The sequence below is a fragment of the Micrococcus sp. LASM2_SD2 genome (assembly GCF_057364565.1).
In genome coordinates, this window is sequence record NZ_JBNFOB010000019.1 from 1 (window position 1) to 18,000 (window position 18,000).

Sequence of the window (18,000 nt, forward strand, 5' to 3'; positions counted from 1 at the left end):
GCCTGGCCGCCGCCGCGGCCGTCCCCGGCACCCTGCCCCACCGGATGCGCCACGCGGCTGGCGAGGCGGAAGGCGGAGGCGAGCAGGCCGTCGTCGGGACGCCGGGAGGCGGAGGACAGACCGCGGACGGGACGGTCCTGCGGATCGGCCATCCCTCCGGCGTCACCCCGGTGACGGCCCACGTGGAGCAGCGAGAGGACGGCACGTGGCATGCCCGCGAGGCGTCCCTGTTCCGCACGGCGCGGATCCTGATGCGCGGCGAGGTGTGCGTCCGCGCCTGACGACAGCGCCTTCTCGTCCCGGCGAGCGCCAGGTGAGCCGCCAGGCTCAGCCGCGGTGCGGGTCGTCCTCCGGGCGGAGCATGTCCAGACCCAGGCCGGGGCCGCCGAGCAGGCGCAGGCGGCCGTCGTCCACCATGCCGCCGGCCGGGACCTGCGAGGCGAACCACGCCGGCGGATCCAGGTCCACCATGGTGATGGACGGGTTCGCGAACGCCAGGTGCGCGGCCGCGGTGATGCCGATCTTCGGCTCCATCATGGCGCCCACCATGCACGTCAGGCCCGCCTCCTCGGCGAGCCGGGCGATCTTCAGCCCCTCGCCCAGCGAACCGGTCTTCGCGAGCTTGATGTTGAGCATGTCAGCGGCCCCGGCGTCGATGACGCGGCGGGCGTCCGCGGCGGTCCACAGGGACTCGTCCGCCATGATCGGGAACGGGGAATCCCTGCGGACCAGGGCCATGCCGGCCAGGTCCGCCTTCGCCACCGGCTGCTCCACGACCTCGATCGGCAGCCCCTCGGAGCGCATGGTCTCGAGCATGCGGACGGCACCCTCCGGGGACCAGCCCTGGTTCGCGTCGATGCGCAGCGTCACGCCCGGCTCCGCGGCGACCACCGCGTGCAGGCGCTCCACGTCCTCGGCGGTATCCCCGCCGAGCTTGACCTTCAGGATCCGGTAGCCGGCCGCCACCGCCTCTCGGGCGTGACGGGCCATGGTCTCCGGCTCCTCCAGGGACACGGTCATGTCCGAGTCGAAGGCCGCCTCCGGGTCGAAGGAGCCGCCGAGCAGCTCCACCACCGGACGGCCCTCGGCCTTGCCGACCGCGTCCCAGACGGCCACGTCCAGGGCCCCACGGGCCGAGGACGCGCCCTCCACGGCACCCCGGGCGAGCTCGGCGAACTCGTCCGGGGTGCCGGTGACGCCCTCCACGGCCGCACGCAGCGGCCCGGAGAGGTTCGCGACGACGGACTCCGCGCTCTCGCCGGTCACCGCCACCGTCTCGGCGGCGGTGCCCTGGCCCACCGTGCCGTCCGCGAGTTCGACCTCGCAGACCGCGTAGGCCACGGCCTCGGTGCGGCGCTGCGCCGTCACGAACGGCCGCAGCAGCGGGCAGGCGTGCAACCGGGCGGAGACCCGGACGATGCGGTGGGAGTCCGTCGTCGCACCCATGTCACATGCCTGCCATGATGTTGGCGCCGACCAGGCCGATCCACGTGCCCATGATGGAGCCGATCAGCGCGAACAGCACACCCACCGGCACGAGCTGGCGGGAGAAGGTGCCGGCCACCACCGGGGCGGAGGCCATGCCGCCCACGTTCGCCACCGAGGCGACGACCACGGAGAACATGTCCGTCTTGGTGAGCTTCGCGTAGACCAGCATGATCAGGGCGTGCAGGATCAGGGCGACCGCGGCGGCCACCAGGAACCAGCCGCCCTTGGCGATGTCCGCGAAGTCCGAGCCGGAGGCCAGCTGGCCGATCACCATGAACAGCATCAGGGTGCCGACCTCATGCGAGCCGGCGGCCTTGCCCAGCGGGGTCTGCGCCACGATCAGGCCGAGCACGGACACGATGATGATGGTCCAGGCGGTGGCGTTGATCGCCTCGCCGATCTCCGGCAGCAGGCCGCCCACGTACAGGGCCACGGCGGACACGAACAGCGAGCCGAAGGTCAGGCCGGCCAGCGAGGTCACGGTGATCGGGTGCTTCTCGATCTCCGCGTCGGCGATGTGGCGGTCCAGGAACGAGGTGTCCGCCTTGGTGAAGCGGTTGAACGCCCCGGAGAACACCACGGCGGAGAACATCAGCATCAGCCAGACCGAGTACAGCACCGTGTCCGCGATCAGGGCGACACCGAAGGTGGACTCCGGAGCGGCCACGATGCCCTGGACGGCCGTCATGTTGGCCGAGCCGCCGGTCCAGGAGCCCAGGAGGGCGCCGAACGCCTTGCCCGCACCCTCCAGGTCCGCGAGAGCGCCCTGGAAGATGAAGAACGAGGCCAGGAACGCCAGGAAGATCGAGAGGGAGGTGACGAAGAAGGTGATCAGCAGCTTCGGACCGAGCTGGATGATCTTCTTGATGTCGCACTGCAGCAGGAACAGGAACACCATCGCCGGCAGCAGGAAGACGCGGAGCTCCTTGAGGGCGTCGCGCGCCTCGTTGTCTCCCGCGCCGAACACGCCGAGCGTGTTGAGCAGGGCGATGGTCAGGTACATGAGGACCATGGCCGGGACGTACTTGAAGAACTTCCAGCCGGTGGTCTTCTCGAGGACGATCAGCACGCCGGCGATGCCGGCCACCACGCCGATCATGAGCAGCCCGTCAGTGATCACGGGGGCCTCCTAGGGTGAGCGCCTTGCGGTCCCGCCCCTCCCTGGCAGGAGGGGACGGGCCGCGCGGACGGGGTGACGAGTGATGACACCGCTCCCCCGCCCGGACGCTGCGGTCCGGCGGCGATGCTCACGGCGCGGCCCTGTGCAGGGCACGGCGCCCCGGCACAGCCGGGTGGGGAAGCGTGATGCGGCTCACTGTACAGCCATGCAGGCCATGTGACGCGGCTGCATGCCGTCCGGGCAAGGTGTGTCCCCGTTCACTAGAGTCGGGCCATGACGTCGATCGACCGGCTGCAGGCCGAGGTGGAGGACCGCTGGAGCCGCAGGGACACGCCGTCCTGGCCGGATCCGCACACCGGGGGCCGGGACTCCCTGCCCGAGGAGTATGAGCGGGTCACTGACCCGGACCGGTACCGGATCGTCCACGAGCGGGCCCGACTCTGGGCGCAGGTGCTCGCCGCGCACGGTGCCCGCGCCGAGGAGCTCGCACCCCGGGACGCCCCTGCCTGGTCAGGCGAGGCCTCACGCAGTCCGGTGGACCGCCTGGTGCGGATCGACCCTCCCGTCGGCGCCGTCGGCGCCCTCCCCCTGTTCCTCTGCGAGACGGACGGGTACATGGCGGAGGGGAGTGCCGTCGTCGGGAACCCGGAGAGGGACGACGACGGCTCCTCACCCGGCAACCCCGTCCCACCCACCCTTCGGATCGCCTGGGGCGGGACGGACGTGCTGCTGGAGGTGGTGCCGGACTGCGGCTGCGACGCCTGCGACCACGGCTCGGCCGACCTGCTCGAGGCCGTGGACGACACCGTCCGCAACGCCGTGGAGGACACCGTCCGGCTGGTGGGCCGACGCTCCTGGCCCGTGCGGAAGAACGCACGGGACTGGCACCTGACGTGGCACGCCGACGGCAGCGCCCAGGGGTCCGGCACCTTCCCCGGCGGGCGCGGGATCCGCAGGTATCAGCGGGACCGGGACGCCTGGTGGCGGATGAACGCGGCGTGCGAGCAGATCGTCCGCGGGGAGCGCCCACGGCTGCCGCGCGGCACGGAGGTGACGGTCGGGGCGGGCGTGGTTCCCGGAGGACCGGGGCTGAGCCGAGCCCGAGCCCCCGGCCGCCCGTCAGAGCCCGCCGTGCACCCAGGCGCCGCCCACGGCCGTGGCGACGACCTCGATGTCCCCGATCTCCTCAGCCGGCACCTCGAGCGGACTCGCAGCGAGCACCACGAAGTCCGCCAGCTGCCCGGACCGGATCTGCCCCTTGCGGCCACCCCAGCCGGTGGCCACGGCCGACCCCACGGTGTAGGCGTGCAGGGCCTCGGCGGCGCTGATCCGGTCCGCCGGGGAGAACTCCCGGCCGGCGAAGGACCTCCGCAAAACGAAGTCCTGCATCACCCGCAGCGGGGCACCGTGCGTCACCGGCCGGTCCGAGGATCCGGGCAGCACCATGCCGGCGTCCAGCAGGCGCTTGGCTGGGTAGGACAGCGTTGCGCGCTCGGCACCGAGGCGCTCCTCCTCGCCCTCGCCGAAGGCCGCGATGAAGTTCGGCTGCGTGGCCAGCACGATCCCCAGCCGGGCCATGTCCCGGATCTGGTCGTCCCGGATCACGCCGCCGTGCTCGATCCGGTGGGGGATCCGCGGCCGCCCGTAGGACAGCTGCGCCTCCTCGATCACCTGGACCGCGAAGTCCGCGGCCGCATCTCCCTGGGCGTGCAGCGCCAGCGACCAGCCGGCGGCGGCGGCCGCCAGCGTGGAGGCCCGCATGTGGGCGGCGTCCTGCTGCAGGTAGCCGTAGACGTGGTGGCAGTGCTCGTACTCCTGGGTCATGGCCGCGGTGCGGCTCATGACGGACCCGTCCGCGAAGACCTTCGCCGGACCCACCTGCAGCCATTCGTCCCCCAGGCCGGTGCGCAGGCCTGCGTCCAGGGTGACGCGTTCGCCGTCGTCGGCATGCCCGGCCACCGGGTGCAGGGCGTCCAGGGTGATCATGACCTGGAACCGGGTCTTGAGCATGCCGGCGTCCTTGGCCCGCTGGTAGGCGCCGAACTCGAGCGGACTGTGGCCGATCCACCCGCCGGCCACGCCCGCGTCCGTCACCGAGGTCAGCCCCTCGGCCGCATACGCCGAGGACGCCCGTTCGAGTGCCCCGGCGATCGACTCGTCCGACTCCGGCTGCAGCAGCCGGTTCACGGAGGACATGGCGGTCTCCTTGAGCACGCCGGTGGGGCGTCCGCTCGCGTCCGTGACGATCTCGCCGCCCTCGGGCTGCCGGTGGATGCCCTCGGGGATGCCGGCCATGAAGAGCACGGCCGAACTCACGGTGTAGGCGTGGCCGTGGCTGTGCCGCAGCAGCACGGGGCGGCCCTGCGCGGCGTTGTCCAGGCCGTCGCGCTGCGGCTCTGGGCCGGTCAGCTCGGCCGGGTTGTACCCGGTGCACACCACCCAGGTGCCGGGGGTCAGCTGCTCGGCCCGCTCCTCGATGGCCGCGTAGACGGCGTCCGCGGTCTCGAGCCCCTCGAGGTCCAGCTCCAGCAGGGACTGGCCGAACCACACGGAGTGTGCGTGCGCGTCGTTGAAGCCGGGGGTGATGACCTTCCCGCCCGCGTCCACGCGCACCACGGCGTCCAGGCCCTCGATGCGCTCGTCCACGCCCACGAACACGCCGTTCCACACGCCGAGCCTCGAGGCGATGGGGCGGTAGGAGTCCCCGGTGAGGATGCGGGCGTTCTCCACGATCAGGTCGAGCTGCATGCTGGGGCTGTCCTCCAGGGGGTGTCGGCGGGCGTGCCGCCGCGGCACGGGTCTGTTCCCGCCCAGTGTCCCCCATCCGGCGCGCGATGCCCGTCCCGCGGCCTGATGCGCCCCGGTCCCGGCAGGCCCCTACCGTGACCGCATGGACTCCCGCTCCCGCGGCGGCCGTGGACGCAGCCCTGCGCCGCGGCCGGCCCGTACGCTCAACCCCATGAGCACCGCCGAGCCGCGCATCCTGCCCACTGACGGCCGCGGCGATGCTCGGCGGAGAACGCCGCGATCCTCCGCGCGAACGAACGGCTCGGGTTCGTGGTGGACGAACGGTGGGTGACGCTCGCGGCTCCCACCGCGAGCCCGGGCTAAGCGCCGGACCGGCCTCCCGTCAGGCCTGCAGCGCCGGATGCAGGTCCTTCATGCGGAACCTGCGGCGCCGGTGGACCACCAGCATGTCCAGGGCCAGGGCGGCGGCACCGATCACCAGCAGCACGGTCCACGCCGTCCAGAAGTGCTGATCGGATCCGCCGGAGATCGCGACCCGGAACGCCCCGATCGAGTAGGTCATGGGCATGAACGGGTGCAGCGCCTGGAAGAAGCCCGGCAGCACCGCGGACGGATAGGTTCCGCCGGTGGAGGCCAGCTGCAGGATCAGCAGGACCAGCAGCACAGCGGAACCGGGCGTGCCCAGCGCGTTCTGGATCAGATGCGCGATGAGGGAGAACGTCGCGGCCACCAGGAGCGTGAGCGCCACCGCCCGCACGGGATGCACCGGCTCCAGGCCCAGGGGCACCGTGGCACCCAGCATCACCAGGCTGCCGGCCATCGCCACCAGGCCCACCGGCAGCCACGCCGCGAGCGTCAGGGCCAGCGGGTTCCGGCGCCCTGCCAGCAGCCGGGCGCTCACCGGACGCATGATGTTGAAGGCGGCGATGCCGAACACCCACAGGGCGATGGAGAAGAACATCGGCGCCATGCCGCGGCCGTACACCTCGGCGGAGTGCTCCACATCCATGTTCGCCTTGACCGGACGGGACATCACGAGCGACGCCTCGTCCCGCTCGGCCTCGGTCAGCGCAGGGATCTGCTCGACGCCGTCCTTGAGCTCTGTGGCCAGCTGACCGGCACCGTCCTCGAGCTCGTTCAGCCCCGACCGCAGTGACGAGGAGCCGTCCTTGAGCTCGCCGATGCCGCTGTCCAGCTCCGTGGCTCCGGACTGCAGCTGCGTGGCGCCGTCCTCCAGCTGATGGGCGCCGTCGGCCAACGAGGCGTTGCCCTCGACGAGTTCGTCCGCACCGTCCTTGAGCTCGCCGAGCCCACTCTGCAGCGACCCGGCACCGTCCTGGAGGGCCCCCAGGCCCTGGTCGAGCTCGGTGGCACCCGCGCCGAGCTGCTCGAGGCCGTCCGCGAACCGTCCAGCCCCGTCCGCCAGGGTGTCGGCGCCGGTCTTGGCCTCTCCGATGCCGCCCTGCAGGGTCTGTGCACCGTCGGCCACGGCGTGGGCACCGTTGTTGAGGTCCGTGAGGTCCTTCTTGGCCTGCGCGGCCGCGTTCTCGCCGACGAGGGTCTGCACACGCTCGTCGGCGGCCGCGGACAGGCCCGCGACCTCCTGCACCCGGTCATTGACCTCGGTGACGCGCTCGTCTGCGCCCACGAGCGCCTTCTGCAGCGCGGCGTACTGCTCCGACTCCGCGAGGTCGGGGTCCTCCTCGCCGAGCTCGGCCAGGGCGGCCTGGGCCTCGGCGATGCGCGCCGACGCGCCCTCCTCGCCCTTCCCGGAGGCCGCGCCCACGCGCTGCACGCCCTCGTCCACGGCCGCGACATCGGCGGCCACGGCCTCCTGGCGCTCGATCACGGTGTTCAGGCGGGGCACCACGGTGTCATGGAGCTTCTGGGTGCCGTCGGCCACCTGGGAGGCGCCGTCGGCGAGCTCGGCCGAACCGGTCTGCAGCTGGCCCAGGCCGTCAGACAGGTCCTGGGCTCCCGACCGCAGGGTGGGGGCCTTCTCGGCGAGCTCACCGGCACCGGAGGCCAGCTTCTGGGAGCCTTCCCGGGCCTCGCCCAGACCGGAGCTCAGCTGCGTGGCACCGTCCTGGGCCTGGGAGACCCCGTCCGAGAGCTGGACCGCGCCGGCGGAGGCCTGGTCGGCACCGTCGGCGAGCTCCCCGGCGCCCGAGGCCAGCTCTCCGGCGCCCGAGGCCAGCTGGGACGAGCCGTCCTTGGCGTCGGCGAGGCCTTCGTCGAGCTGGGCGGCACCCTGCCGTGCCGAGGTGGTGCCCTCCTTCAGCTCCGCGGCACCGTCGGCGGCCTCGGACATGCCGCCGCGCAGCTCGTTCAGGTTGTCGAACACGGCTTCGAAGTACGCCTCGATCGCGGACCGGTTCACCGCCGCCTCCACCTTCGCCTCACTCGACGCGGTGACGGAGCCGATCACGAAGCCGTTCGCATCGTCACGGCGCAGGGTGATCTCAGCCTGCTGCGGCGTCCCGCCCCCGTCGGGGCTGATGAGGTTGCTGCTGAGGTCGGAGGGGATCTCGAGGATGAGGTAGTAGCGCCCGTCGCGCAGGCCCTCTTCGGCCTCCTCACGGGTGGTCTCATGCCAGTCGAAGTCGTTGTCCTCCACCAGCTTCTCGGTCATGTCCGCGCCGGTGGTGAGGGTGGTGTCCCCGTGCTTGACGGGCCTGTCCTCGTTCACGATGGCCACCGGGAGGCGGTCCAGCCGCCCGTAGGGGTCCCAGTTCGCGGACAGGTAGAGGGCACCGTAGAGGGCGGGCACGAGGATCACGAAGATCAGGGCGAGCAGCGGAAGGCCGCGGCGGAATCGGCGGAGTTCGTAGCGGAACAGCATCAGTTCTCCCGGAAAGAGTGCAGGGTGAGGAGCACGGCGTCGCGCGGGGTGGGCGCGGAGCCCACGGCACTCACGGCGAAGGGATGCCCGTGGTCCTTGAGGATGTCCAGGGCGGAGTAGAGGTCGGTCAGTTCGTCCACGGTCAGGGACGCGTCCACGTCGTCGAAGGTGACGAGCCGGGCCGGGCGCAGGCAGGCCAGGAGCGCGGCGATCAGCGACCGGGTGGGCGCGGACAGCTCCCCCACCTCGGTGTCCGGATCCACACGCAGGCCGACGGCCTCGGCGAGGAGGGCAAAGCGCGCCCTGCCGGTCCGACGGCGGACGCCGTCCAGGAGGCAGCGCTCGTCCACCACCTCCCGCACGGTGAGCGCGGGTTCGAGCTCCACCAGGTCGGTGACCCGGGCGACGGCGGTGAGGGAGCGCAGGGCGTGGGGGTGCCGGGCTGCGTCGATCGGCGGCCGGTATGCCCGCGCGGCGGGACGCTCCGGACCGTCCAGCGCGACGTCCACGGGACCACCGGTGAGGACGAGGTCCCCGGCGACGCCCATGAGGCGCCCCGTGAGGGCCAGGAGCAGGGCCGAGCGGCCCGAGCCCTGGGAGCCGAGCACGGCCAGGTGGGTCCGCGGCGGAAGCACCAGGTCCACGGGCCCGAAGACGGGCCCCTGGCCCGTGCGCAGCGTCAACGCCCGGGCCACGAGAGAGGAGAGCGGGAGGCCGTCGTCGGAGGCTGCGAAGTCCGGGCGGTCGGCGCCGGTCTCGATGTCGGTGTGGATGGGTGACATGGATCCTCTTTTGCCAGGTCGAGGCGGATTCAATACTATCGGTATTGAGTACCGAAGGTATTCAATACCATCAGCATCGAAAGGGCAACATGGCCACCCGACCCCGCCGCGAGGACGTCCGCGCGGCCATCCTAGAGCACGCCGCACGATCGTTCGAACGGGACGGCTATGCGAGGTCCTCCCTCGCTCGCATCGCGGCGGACGCCGGATACACCAAGGGCGCCGTGTACTCCAGCTTCGACGGGAAGCCGGACCTGTTCGTCTCGGCCTGCACGGCCCAGTTCGAGGGCGTCACAGTGAAGGCCACGGCAGGCATGACAGATGCCCTGGACGATCCCGGGATGCCCCGGGACGCACTGGTGCAGCGCGTGGCCGCCGCCCTGGCGGACATTGTCCTGACGACCTCCGGAGACTGGGCCTCGCTCCTCCACGAGTTCCAGGCGGCCGGCCTGCGTGAGGCCACGGTGGGAGCGGCCTACCGCGACCTGACGGCCCGACGCCGGGACTTCCTCGCCGACCTGCTGCGCCGGCACCGCGCACTGGAGAGCGTGCCGGCCGCACAGGTGACCCATTCGGCCGCCATGCTGCTGATGCTCATGCACGCGTTGACCGTCGAACGTCGCCTGGCACCCGACACCCTGCAGGCCGAGGACGTGCGGCGCACCCTGGCCGCCGCCGTCGACTCGCTGCTGCCCTGACGAGGCCGAGCCGGACCCACACGGACCCGGATCGAGAGGGAGCCGGTCGAGCCTCTCCACTCACCCCAGGCAGCGGTCCTCCGGGTCCACGGCGGACATGATGCGGCGGCCGATGGTCGCCAACTGCCGCACCTGACTGCGCGTCAGGGGGTCGAAGATCAGCCTGCGGGCCTCGGCCACATGCCCGGGAGCGGCGGCCACCACGGCCGTACGGCCCTCCTCGGTGAGCGTGGCCAGCATGGCGCGGCGGTCCTCCGGGCACGGGGTGCGGCGCACCCAGCCGCGCGCTCCAGGCGGCCGACCACCTGGGACAGCCGCGGCAGCGAGCCGGAGGCCAGGTGCGCCAACTGTCCCATGCGCAGCGTCTGCTCCGGCGCCTCGGACAGGGTGGCGATCACGGAGTACTCGAAGTGGGAGATCCCGGAGTTCGTGCGCAGCTGGGCGTCCAGGGCCGTCTCCAGGCGCAGCACCACGGACATCAGGGCCATGAAGGCCTCCTGCTCCTCGGCGTCCAGCCAGCGGGGCTCCTCGCCCGCGCCCACCGGTCCCGCCACAGTGTCCCCGCTCGTCCGGGCCGCCTCCGCCGTCTCGCTGCGCATCTCATCCTGCATGCTGGGGATCCTACTCCTCTGCTGGTTCACGGATTAAGGAAACTCACACCGGGCACCCTTCCTCCCGGGGACCCGCACGGGGTAGATTCATTTCACGCTTGAACTGATCTGACGGCCGGACCACCGGCCAGGAGGCCCCCGATGAGCACCACCGTGCAGGACCCCTGGGCCCAGCCCACCCCCGCCGGCGCCTACGACGACCTACTCGCCCGCGCGCTGCCGATCACCCGCGCCCAACGGCGGTGGACCGAGGAGGACGGCCGCCTGCCCGCCCTGTTCGTCAGCCACGGCGCCCCGCCCACCCTGGACGACCCGCAGTGGCTGGCCGACCTGTTCGCCTGGGCGCAGTCCATGCCGAAGCCGCGCGGCATCGTGATCGTCTCCGCCCACTGGGAAGACGCACCCGCCGCCATCTCCTCCGCCGAGGCCGGCACCCCGCTGGTCTACGACTTCGGCGGGTTCCACCCGCGCTACTACCAGCTGACCTACGGCACCCCGGACGCCACGGAGCTGGCGGACCGGGTGCACGGGGCCCTGCAGTCCCGGCATCAGGCCGCGCACCGCCACACCCGGCGCGGCCTGGACCACGGCGCCTACATCCCGCTGATGGCCATGTACCCGGACGCGGACGTGCCGGTGGTGCAGGTCTCCATGCCGAGCCAGGATCCCGCGGACCTGCTGCGCCTCGGCGAGACGCTGCGGGAACTGCGGGACGAGGGCGTGCTGGTGATCGGCTCCGGCTTCATGACGCACTCGTTCGCCGCCATGCGGGACCCGCGCCTGTTCGGTCACGTGGACGCCTTCGACAAGTGGGCCGCCGAGATGGCCCACGCCGGCGACGTGGACGCCCTCATGGGCTATCTGGACCGGGCCCCGGGGGCGCGCATCGCGCACCCGACCGCCGACCACTACGTGCCACTGCTGCTCACCATGGGCGCCGCGGACGACCCGACCACCACGCGCACCGTGTTCGACCGGTTCGTGTTCTCCAACCACATCCGCAGCTTCAGCGTGGACTGACCGGGACGGGACCCGGCGCCCGTCCCCGACGCCACGCGGCTCCACCGCGTCTCACTCCCCCGCGTCGAACCGCGCCTTCGCCTCGGCGATCAGCTCCGGCCGAGCCAACAGCTCCAGGGCGGTGGCGGCGAGCACGAGCGCACCGTCGACCGTGGCGGCATCGGCCTTCTCGCCGAGCGCCGCGGCGGTGAACTCGCGGGTGTGGTTGGCGATCCCCGGCTCCAGCTCCAGCATCGGGTGCATGGACGGCACCACATGGGACACGTTGCCCATGTCCGTGGAGGCGCCGAAGCTCTCCTCGGTGGCCTCCTCGCGCCCGACGGCCGCGAACACCTCCCCGGCCAGCCCTGCGAGCACGGGGTTGTTGCGCATGGTCGAGTACGCCGGGGTGGGCGAGGTGACCTCCACGGTGCAGCCGGTGGCAATCGCCGCGCCCTCGAAGCAGGCCCGCACCTTCGGCACGAGCGTGTCCAGCAGATACTCCTTCTCCATGGACCGGACGAACACCCGCACCCCGGCGGTCTCCGGGATGATGTTCGGCGCCTGCCCGCCGTTCGTGACGATCGCGTGCACGCGTGCCCCGTCCTTGAGCTGCTGCCGCAGCAGCCCGATGGCGGTCAGGGACAGGGTGGCCGCGTCCAACGCGTTGACGCCGTCGTGCGGAGTGGCCGCCGCATGCGAGGCCCTGCCCCGGAACTCCACGTCCATGGCCACCCGGCCCATCGCCGCGAACCCGGTCTCGTTGAACCCGGAGGGGTGGACCATCATCGCCGCGTCCACCCCGTCCAGCACACCCGCCTCGATCATCGGCACCTTCCCGGCGGCACCCTCCTCGGCAGGCGAGCCGACCACCACGAGGTGCGCGGCCGTCGTCGGGAAGCCATGGGCGCCGCCGGAGGCGAGCGCGTCCCGGGTGAGCAGGGCCCCGCCCAGGCCGGCGGCGGCGATGATGTTGTGCCCGCAGGCGTGGCCGATCTCCTCGAGGGCGTCGTACTCGCAGAAGAACGCGAGGGTGGGGGCGTCCTCGCCGGCACCGTCGGTGGACCAGCGTGCCACGAACGCGGTCTCGAGGCCCGCGTAGCCGCGCTCAACGGCGAAGCCCTCCTTCTCCAGCTCGTCCGCCAGCAGCGCCGAGGCGTACCGCTCCTCCCAGCGGATCTCCGGATGGGCGTGGATGTCCTCGGCGATCTCCACCAGCCTGCCCCGGCGTGCGGGGACGAGCTCGGCGTTCAGCGCCTCGACGGTCTGGGCGATGCCCATGTCAGGTCCTCTCTGTGGGGTCGGCCCACGCGGTGGTGGGGTCGTCTCACTCGGTCTCCAGCATGATGCCCGCGCCCGGCCCCAGCGGCAGGTCCAGCGCGTAGAAGCCGAACAGGATCGTCAACCAGGCGATCCAGAACGGCACCACGAACGGGATCATGCGGGCCATGGTGGTGCCCAGGCCGGCCTCCGGCTCGTACTTCCTCAGCATCGCCAGCAGCACCACCATGTACGGGTTCAGCGGGGTCATCACCTGGGTGGCCGAGTCGCCCACGCGGAACGCGGCCTGCACGAAGGCCGGCTCGAAGCCGATGATGCCGAGCATGGGGACGAACACGGCGGCCATGAGCGTCCACATCGAGGAGCCGGAGATGATGAAGAGGTTCAGCAGGGAGCAGAGCAGGACGAAGCCGATGATCAGCGGGAAGCCGCTCAGGCCCACACCCTGCACGAACTCCGCGCCGGTCACCGCGATCCACGAGCCGATGCCGGACCAGTTGAACAGGGCGATGAACTGGCCCAGGATGAACGCCAGCACCAGGAAGCTCGTCATGTCCTTCAGCGCCTCGCCCATCATCACGGGCACGTCCTTGAAGCCGCGGACCGTGCCGGCCTTCCGGCCGTAGACGTAGCCGGAGACCGAGAAGAACACGAAGATGATGAACACGATCGAGTCCAGCAGCGGGGACTTCGGCAGGAAGCCGCCCTCCTCGTTCCTCCACGGCGAGTCCGGCATGAGCGCGAACAGGGTGACGGCGATCGCGATGAGGAGCACCGTGAGGGTGGCCCAGCCGAGGGCCTTCTTCTCGATCGGGGTGACCTCGCCCTCCGCCTTGTTGGTGCGGGCCTCGGCCACGGCCTGCTCGTCGCCGATGATGCGCATCTCACGGGTCACCGTGGAGAGCTGCTCGGTCTGCGCGTCCCGCTCCTCGGTGGGCACGCCCTCACGGGTCAGGCGGGGCTCCAGGACCTTGTCGATCACCAGACCGGCGATCAGGGAGAGCACGATCGCGGAGACGATGTTGAAGAAGTAGTTGGACAGCGGGTTCACCGTGTGCGCGCTCTGCTCCAGCAGCGGCACGGTGGGGATCACCGCGTTGGTGATGCCGGCGAACAGGGCGTCCAGGGACGTCGGGAAGATCGACGTGGAGTAGCCGGCGCCGGCCGCCGCGAAGCCGCCCAGCAGGCCCGCTACCGGGTGACGGCCGGCGGCCTTGAAGGCCATGGCGGCCAGCGGCGGGATCACCACGAACGCGGAGTCCGCCATGATCGAGCCGACCACGCCTACGAAGCCCACCGCATAGGGCAGCAGCCAGCGCGGTGCAGAGCCGATCGAGTACCGGATGGCCGCGCCCAGGAACCCGGACTTCTCCGCGATGCCGATGGCCAGCAGGATCGTGACCACGGTGAGCAGCGGCGGGAAGCCGATGTAGTTCTGGCCGAGGTTCGTGGTGAACCAGGCGATGCCCTCGCCCGTGAACAGGCCCTTGATGGCCACGGGCTCGTCCGCGCCGGGGACGGTGACGGAGACGTTCGCGATCGCCATGGCCGAGGAGACCACGGCTGTGATGACGAAGAGGATGGTGAACAGCGCGAACGGCTCGGGGAGCTTGTTGCCGACCCGCTCGACGCCGGTCAGGAACCGGTCGCCGAGCGAACGCTTGGGGGTGGAGACAGCCTGGGCCATGGGATCCCTTCCGGTGGGCGGACAGGCTCGGCCGTGAGGCCGATCACAGCACTGTGACGGTGCAGGGGCCAGGGGCGCAAGGACGGACACCCGAGGCGTCCAGCATGCGGAAGGGGGATGGACGCCCGCCTCTGCGCCGAGCCGGGCGCCCCCGTCTCCACCGAACCAGAGGAAGTGGCTGCTGCGGAGCGTCGAACCAGAGGAAGTGGCCACTTCACCGGGGCCCGAAGTGACCAGACCTTCTGGCTCGGCGCCGCCCGGCACGGTCCAGCACGGACCGGCGCTCAGCTCAGGGCGCGGGCCTGCTCGACGATCCCGCGCAGCAGGCTGCGGTTGCTGCTGCCCGAGAAGACCGTGGTGGCCACGCCGGCGACCTTCCCCAGCCGTCCGATGCCGCGCACGCCGCGCGTCAGGGTGAGCCGCGTGCCGCCGTCCGCGGGGGCGATGAGCAGGTGCAGGTAGGCGCCGCGTTCGTCCGTGTCCCCCTGCTCCGGCTTGGCGCCGCCGGGCCAGAAGACCTGCCAGGCGACCTCACGGGCATCGCGGACCTGGCCGTCGCGGACGCGGCGGTACTCGTACTCGCGGCCCTTCAGGGTGGTGCTGAGCAGCCCCGGCGCCACGAGGACGTCGTCCAGGCCCGGCATGAGCAGCGTCTTCATGGTCTCCTCCCCCACGACGACGGCCCGCACCGCCTCCGGAGGCACCGGCACCCAGCGCTGTGCCCGCCGGGTGGTCTCCGCCAGGCCGTCGAGCAGGCCGGGGATGGGGGCTGCGGGGGCGTTGTCCTCGGCCTGGTCCTCGCCGACCGGCGGCAGGGCCGCCCGGAGGGCGTGCAGATCCGCCCCGGCGGCGCGCAGGGCGGCGGCCGGGCGGCGGGACGGGTGGTCCATCAGGTCGGCGAACATGCCGGCCGGGGTGCCGGCGGCCTTCTCCAGGAAGCGGGAGGCCTCCGGGTCCGGGCGGAACGAGCGCTGCGGGTCCAGGCGGCCCGAGGCCGTGACGGGTTCGCCGGTCTCGGGCGGGGTGACGCCTTGGGTGGCGGGATCGGCGGCGTCGCGCTCCCGGATGCCGGCGCGGAGAGACTCGGCATTGAGGCCCTGGGATGCGAGGGCCTGCCCCACCGGCCCGCCGATCAGGGTGAAGGCCACGAGCAGGTCGTCCAGGGTGACGGCGTCCCGGCCTGCGGCGTCAGCCTCGAGGTGCGCGGCGCCGGCGATGTCCTGTGCGGCGGCGAGGGTGCGGGCCATCTCACCCGGCTTGGCGGCGAGGCGTCCGGCCAGGGAGGTGAGGGCGTCGGTCAGGCGGGTCATCGGGTCTCCGTCCGTCGGGGGCGGGGTGCTGGGCTGTCTTTACGTCGATCCTGGTGGCTCAGGTGGGTCGTCGTCTCCGCGCCACGCCGCCTCACCCCACGCCGGACCGGAAGAACCGTGCGCCGAGCCAGAGGACGTGGTCACTTCACGGGCGATCCAAGCAGCCGAACCTTCTGGTTCGGTGTGAGGACGTGGCCGAACCCTCTGGCTCGGTGCGAGAGCATGGCCGAACCCTCTGGCTCGCCGCAGGGCGAACACCGGCCGGAGCCGTGACGGGGTTCCGAGAGGCGGACCAAGGCGCCGGGTGGGAGACTGGAGCGACCATCCGCCGCACACCTGAAGGGATCCACCGATGTCCATGTCCCTGTCCGGCCGCGCCCTCGCCGGTGCCGCCGCAGCCCTGCTCGCCTCCGTGGGCGTCGGACTGGGCCTGCACTCGGTGACCTCGGACCTGCAGGGCCACCCGGGCTCGGTGCGCGCCGCCGCGGGCACCACGGGCTCGTCGGAGGACACCTCGCCGAACTTCATCGAGCGCCGGGACCCGGACGACCCGCTGGCGGTCGGGGCGGTGGACGCACCCGTGGTGCTCGTGGCCTTCGGCGACTACCAGTGCGGCCACTGCGCGTCCTGGTCCACGAACACCATGACCCAGCTGCAGGAGCACGTGGACGAGGGCACCCTGCGCATCGAGTGGCGGGACCTGAACATCTTCGGGGAGGAGTCCGCCCGCGCCGCACGCGCCGGGTGGGCCGCCGGGAAGCAGGACGCATTCCTGGACTACCACCACGCCCTCTTCCCACAGGGGAAGCCACGGCCGCCGCAGCAGCTCACCGAGCGCGGGCTCATCGGCCTCGCCGGGGAGCTCGGCCTGGACACCGAGCGCTTCGCGCGGGACATGGCCTCTCAGGAGGCGAAGGACGCCATCGCCCAGAACCAGCAGCTCGGCTACTCCCTCGGCGCCTCCTCCACCCCGGCGTTCATGCTGGACCGCAAACCCCTGCTCGGCGATCAGCCGGTGGAGGTGTTCGAGCGCGGCATCGAGCGGACCCTCGCCGAGCGCGAGTCCGAGGACTCGGCGGACGACTCCGGCGAGGACGCACCCCGCGAGGGCACCACGTCCGACCCGACCGGCCGGACCATCTGAGGACCTGCCAGGGAGAGCAGACTCAGCTCCCCCGGCCGCCCCCGGACGGTGCGCCGAACCAGAGGAAGTGGGCACTTCACAGGCCTCTGAAGCCACCGATCCTTCTGGTTCGACGCGCGCAGCGTCACGCCGGCTCAGCCGTTCAGGCGCTCGCCCGTCTCCGTGTGGAACAGGTGCACGCGCTCCATCTCCGGGGCCACCCGGATGACGGCGCCCTTCTCCGGGGCGGTGTAGCCGACCGTGCGGAGGGTGATGATCCGCTCCTCACCGTCGATGTCGGTGTGGCCGTAGACGTAGGCGTCGGCGCCGAGCTCCTCCACGGTGTCCACCTCCACCTCGATGCCCTCGCCCTCGGTGATCACGAGGCTCTCCGGACGCACGCCGCACCGGGGGCACGGCCTCGGTGGGCACGTGGCTGATGTGGGTCTCGGCGTGGGCCGGTTGGTCAGCCACGTCAGAGTTCTGCGGCATGGCGGCGTCCTCGGGGGTCTCGGCCCCTGGGTAGACCCACGGGGTGCAGAGCGGGGGCCTGTCTCAAACCCGGCGAGGGCCGGGAAGGGCCCGGGCTGGACGTTCAGCCGTCGAGGGTCGCGTAGACCACGTGGTTGGCCTCCCACCGGCCGGTCCATGCGCTGTAGGAGTCGCACGTGATCAGGCGCAGCTGCGCATCGTCGGTGTTGCCGTAGATCTCGTTCGTCGGGAACTCGGACCGCTCGTAGGACACGCTACGGTCCACGGTGAACACGGCGGTGGAGCCGTCTGCGCGGTCCACCTCGACGACGTCACCCGGCACGAGCTCCTTGAGCCGGCCGAACACGCCGAGCCGACCATGTGCGTTACCGACATGGCCCAGCAGGACGGCGGGACCCCGCTCGCCGGGCGTCGGGGAGTTCCGGTACCAGCCTGCGGGAGTGCCCTCGCCCGTGGGCGGGACCTCCACCGTGCCGTCCTCCTGCAGGCCGAGCTCCATCAGCGTGGAGTCGACGCCGACCTTCTCCACTCGGACCCGGACCGGCGTGGACGCCGGCAGGACCTCCACCTCAGGGGTGGAGGGCTCGGGCACCGGCTCGGGCGCAGGCTCCGGCTCGGTCGACGGCTCGGTCGACGGCTCCGGCGCGGGCGACAAGGCGGCCTCAGCCCGGCCCCTCCGCCGCGTCGTCCTCGCGAGACGCTGAGGGGCGCGACGGACGAGGGGCGAGGTGGTGGCCGGAGCGCGAGACGCTGAAGACGCGCCGGACGACGGCGAGGACGAGGCGGTCGACGGGTCCGGGGCCGACGTCGTGCGTGGGG

Annotated in this window: 15 protein-coding genes and 2 pseudogenes; 5 read left to right on the forward strand and 12 right to left on the reverse strand. The window is 72.0% G+C overall.

Features of this window, described 5'->3' with window-relative positions; genetic code table 11:
• Positions 1 to 281: pseudogene (locus AC2W7A_RS02340) on the forward strand (hypothetical protein); the annotation flags it as partial.
• A gap of 46 nt (positions 282 to 327) precedes the next feature.
• Here AC2W7A_RS02340 and AC2W7A_RS02345 read toward each other — a convergent pair.
• Both AC2W7A_RS02345 and AC2W7A_RS02350 read right to left on the reverse strand, forming a co-directional pair.
• A complete protein-coding gene (locus AC2W7A_RS02345) occupies positions 328 to 1,446 on the reverse strand; it encodes a dipeptide epimerase (RefSeq protein WP_485989926.1) in 1,119 nt (372 codons plus the stop codon).
• A gap of 1 nt (position 1,447) precedes the next feature.
• A complete protein-coding gene (locus AC2W7A_RS02350; RefSeq protein ID WP_485989927.1) occupies positions 1,448 to 2,608 on the reverse strand; it encodes a DUF819 family protein in 1,161 nt (386 codons plus the stop codon).
• Between the two features lie 273 nt (positions 2,609 to 2,881).
• Here AC2W7A_RS02350 and AC2W7A_RS02355 point away from each other — a divergent pair.
• Positions 2,882 to 3,538: pseudogene (locus tag AC2W7A_RS02355) on the forward strand (DUF6226 family protein); the annotation flags it as partial.
• A 189-nt stretch (positions 3,539 to 3,727) separates the two neighbouring features.
• Here the strand turns inward: AC2W7A_RS02355 and AC2W7A_RS02360 are convergent.
• From AC2W7A_RS02360 to AC2W7A_RS02370, 3 genes are all read right to left on the reverse strand, one after another.
• A complete protein-coding gene (locus tag AC2W7A_RS02360) occupies positions 3,728 to 5,356 on the reverse strand; it encodes an amidohydrolase (protein WP_485989928.1) in 1,629 nt (542 codons plus the stop codon).
• A 382-nt stretch (positions 5,357 to 5,738) separates the two neighbouring features.
• Positions 5,739 to 8,198 carry a YhgE/Pip family protein gene (locus AC2W7A_RS02365; protein ID WP_485989929.1) on the reverse strand — a complete coding sequence of 820 codons (2,460 nt, stop codon included), beginning with the start codon at positions 8,196 to 8,198 and terminating at the stop codon, positions 5,739 to 5,741.
• Complete coding sequence (locus AC2W7A_RS02370; RefSeq protein ID WP_485989930.1) at positions 8,198 to 8,980, reverse strand: ATP-binding cassette domain-containing protein; 783 nt, start codon at positions 8,978 to 8,980, stop codon at positions 8,198 to 8,200. The genes AC2W7A_RS02365 and AC2W7A_RS02370 overlap by 1 nt, the downstream gene beginning before the upstream one ends.
• An 89-nt stretch (positions 8,981 to 9,069) precedes the next feature.
• Between AC2W7A_RS02370 and AC2W7A_RS02375 the strand changes: the two genes are divergently transcribed.
• Positions 9,070 to 9,678 carry a TetR family transcriptional regulator gene (locus AC2W7A_RS02375; protein WP_485989931.1) on the forward strand — a complete coding sequence of 203 codons (609 nt, stop codon included), beginning with the start codon at positions 9,070 to 9,072 and terminating at the stop codon, positions 9,676 to 9,678.
• Between the two features lie 60 nt (positions 9,679 to 9,738).
• Here AC2W7A_RS02375 and AC2W7A_RS02380 read toward each other — a convergent pair whose 3' ends face one another.
• Both AC2W7A_RS02380 and AC2W7A_RS02385 read right to left on the reverse strand, forming a co-directional pair.
• Positions 9,739 to 9,882, reverse strand: a complete 144-nt coding sequence (locus AC2W7A_RS02380) for a hypothetical protein (protein WP_485989932.1) — start codon at positions 9,880 to 9,882, stop codon at positions 9,739 to 9,741.
• Positions 9,837 to 10,289 carry a hypothetical protein gene (locus AC2W7A_RS02385; RefSeq protein ID WP_485989933.1) on the reverse strand — a complete coding sequence of 151 codons (453 nt, stop codon included), beginning with the start codon at positions 10,287 to 10,289 and terminating at the stop codon, positions 9,837 to 9,839. The genes AC2W7A_RS02380 and AC2W7A_RS02385 overlap by 46 nt, the downstream gene beginning before the upstream one ends.
• Before the next feature lie 141 nt (positions 10,290 to 10,430).
• Between AC2W7A_RS02385 and AC2W7A_RS02390 the strand changes: the two genes are divergently transcribed.
• Complete coding sequence (locus tag AC2W7A_RS02390) at positions 10,431 to 11,309, forward strand: DODA-type extradiol aromatic ring-opening family dioxygenase (protein WP_485989934.1); 879 nt, start codon at positions 10,431 to 10,433, stop codon at positions 11,307 to 11,309.
• 51 nt (positions 11,310 to 11,360) lie between these two features.
• Here AC2W7A_RS02390 and AC2W7A_RS02395 read toward each other — a convergent pair whose 3' ends face one another.
• From AC2W7A_RS02395 to AC2W7A_RS02405, 3 genes are all read right to left on the reverse strand, one after another.
• Positions 11,361 to 12,569 carry a M20 family metallopeptidase gene (locus AC2W7A_RS02395; RefSeq protein WP_485989935.1) on the reverse strand — a complete coding sequence of 403 codons (1,209 nt, stop codon included), beginning with the start codon at positions 12,567 to 12,569 and terminating at the stop codon, positions 11,361 to 11,363.
• Positions 12,570 to 12,615: 46 nt separating this feature from the next.
• The gene (locus AC2W7A_RS02400; RefSeq protein ID WP_485989936.1) at positions 12,616 to 14,256 is read right to left on the reverse strand and encodes an AbgT family transporter; all 1,641 of its coding nucleotides are present in this window, start codon (positions 14,254 to 14,256) and stop codon (positions 12,616 to 12,618) included.
• Between the two features lie 284 nt (positions 14,257 to 14,540).
• On the reverse strand, positions 14,541 to 15,566 hold the full coding sequence (locus AC2W7A_RS02405; protein ID WP_485989937.1) for a hypothetical protein: 1,026 nt from the start codon (positions 15,564 to 15,566) through the stop codon (positions 14,541 to 14,543).
• 352 nt (positions 15,567 to 15,918) lie between these two features.
• On the opposite strand from AC2W7A_RS02405, the gene AC2W7A_RS02410 reads away from it, so the two are divergent.
• Positions 15,919 to 16,710 carry a DsbA family protein gene (locus AC2W7A_RS02410; protein ID WP_485989938.1) on the forward strand — a complete coding sequence of 264 codons (792 nt, stop codon included), beginning with the start codon at positions 15,919 to 15,921 and terminating at the stop codon, positions 16,708 to 16,710.
• A gap of 134 nt (positions 16,711 to 16,844) precedes the next feature.
• On the opposite strand, the gene AC2W7A_RS02415 is transcribed toward AC2W7A_RS02410, so the two are convergent.
• Positions 16,845 to 17,090, reverse strand: coding sequence for a TOBE domain-containing protein (locus AC2W7A_RS02415; RefSeq protein WP_485989939.1), 246 nt, complete (start codon positions 17,088 to 17,090; stop codon positions 16,845 to 16,847).
• Positions 17,091 to 17,284: 194 nt separating this feature from the next.
• Complete coding sequence (locus AC2W7A_RS02420) at positions 17,285 to 17,773, reverse strand: class F sortase (protein WP_485989940.1); 489 nt, start codon at positions 17,771 to 17,773, stop codon at positions 17,285 to 17,287.
• Between the last annotated feature and the right edge of the window lie 227 nt (positions 17,774 to 18,000).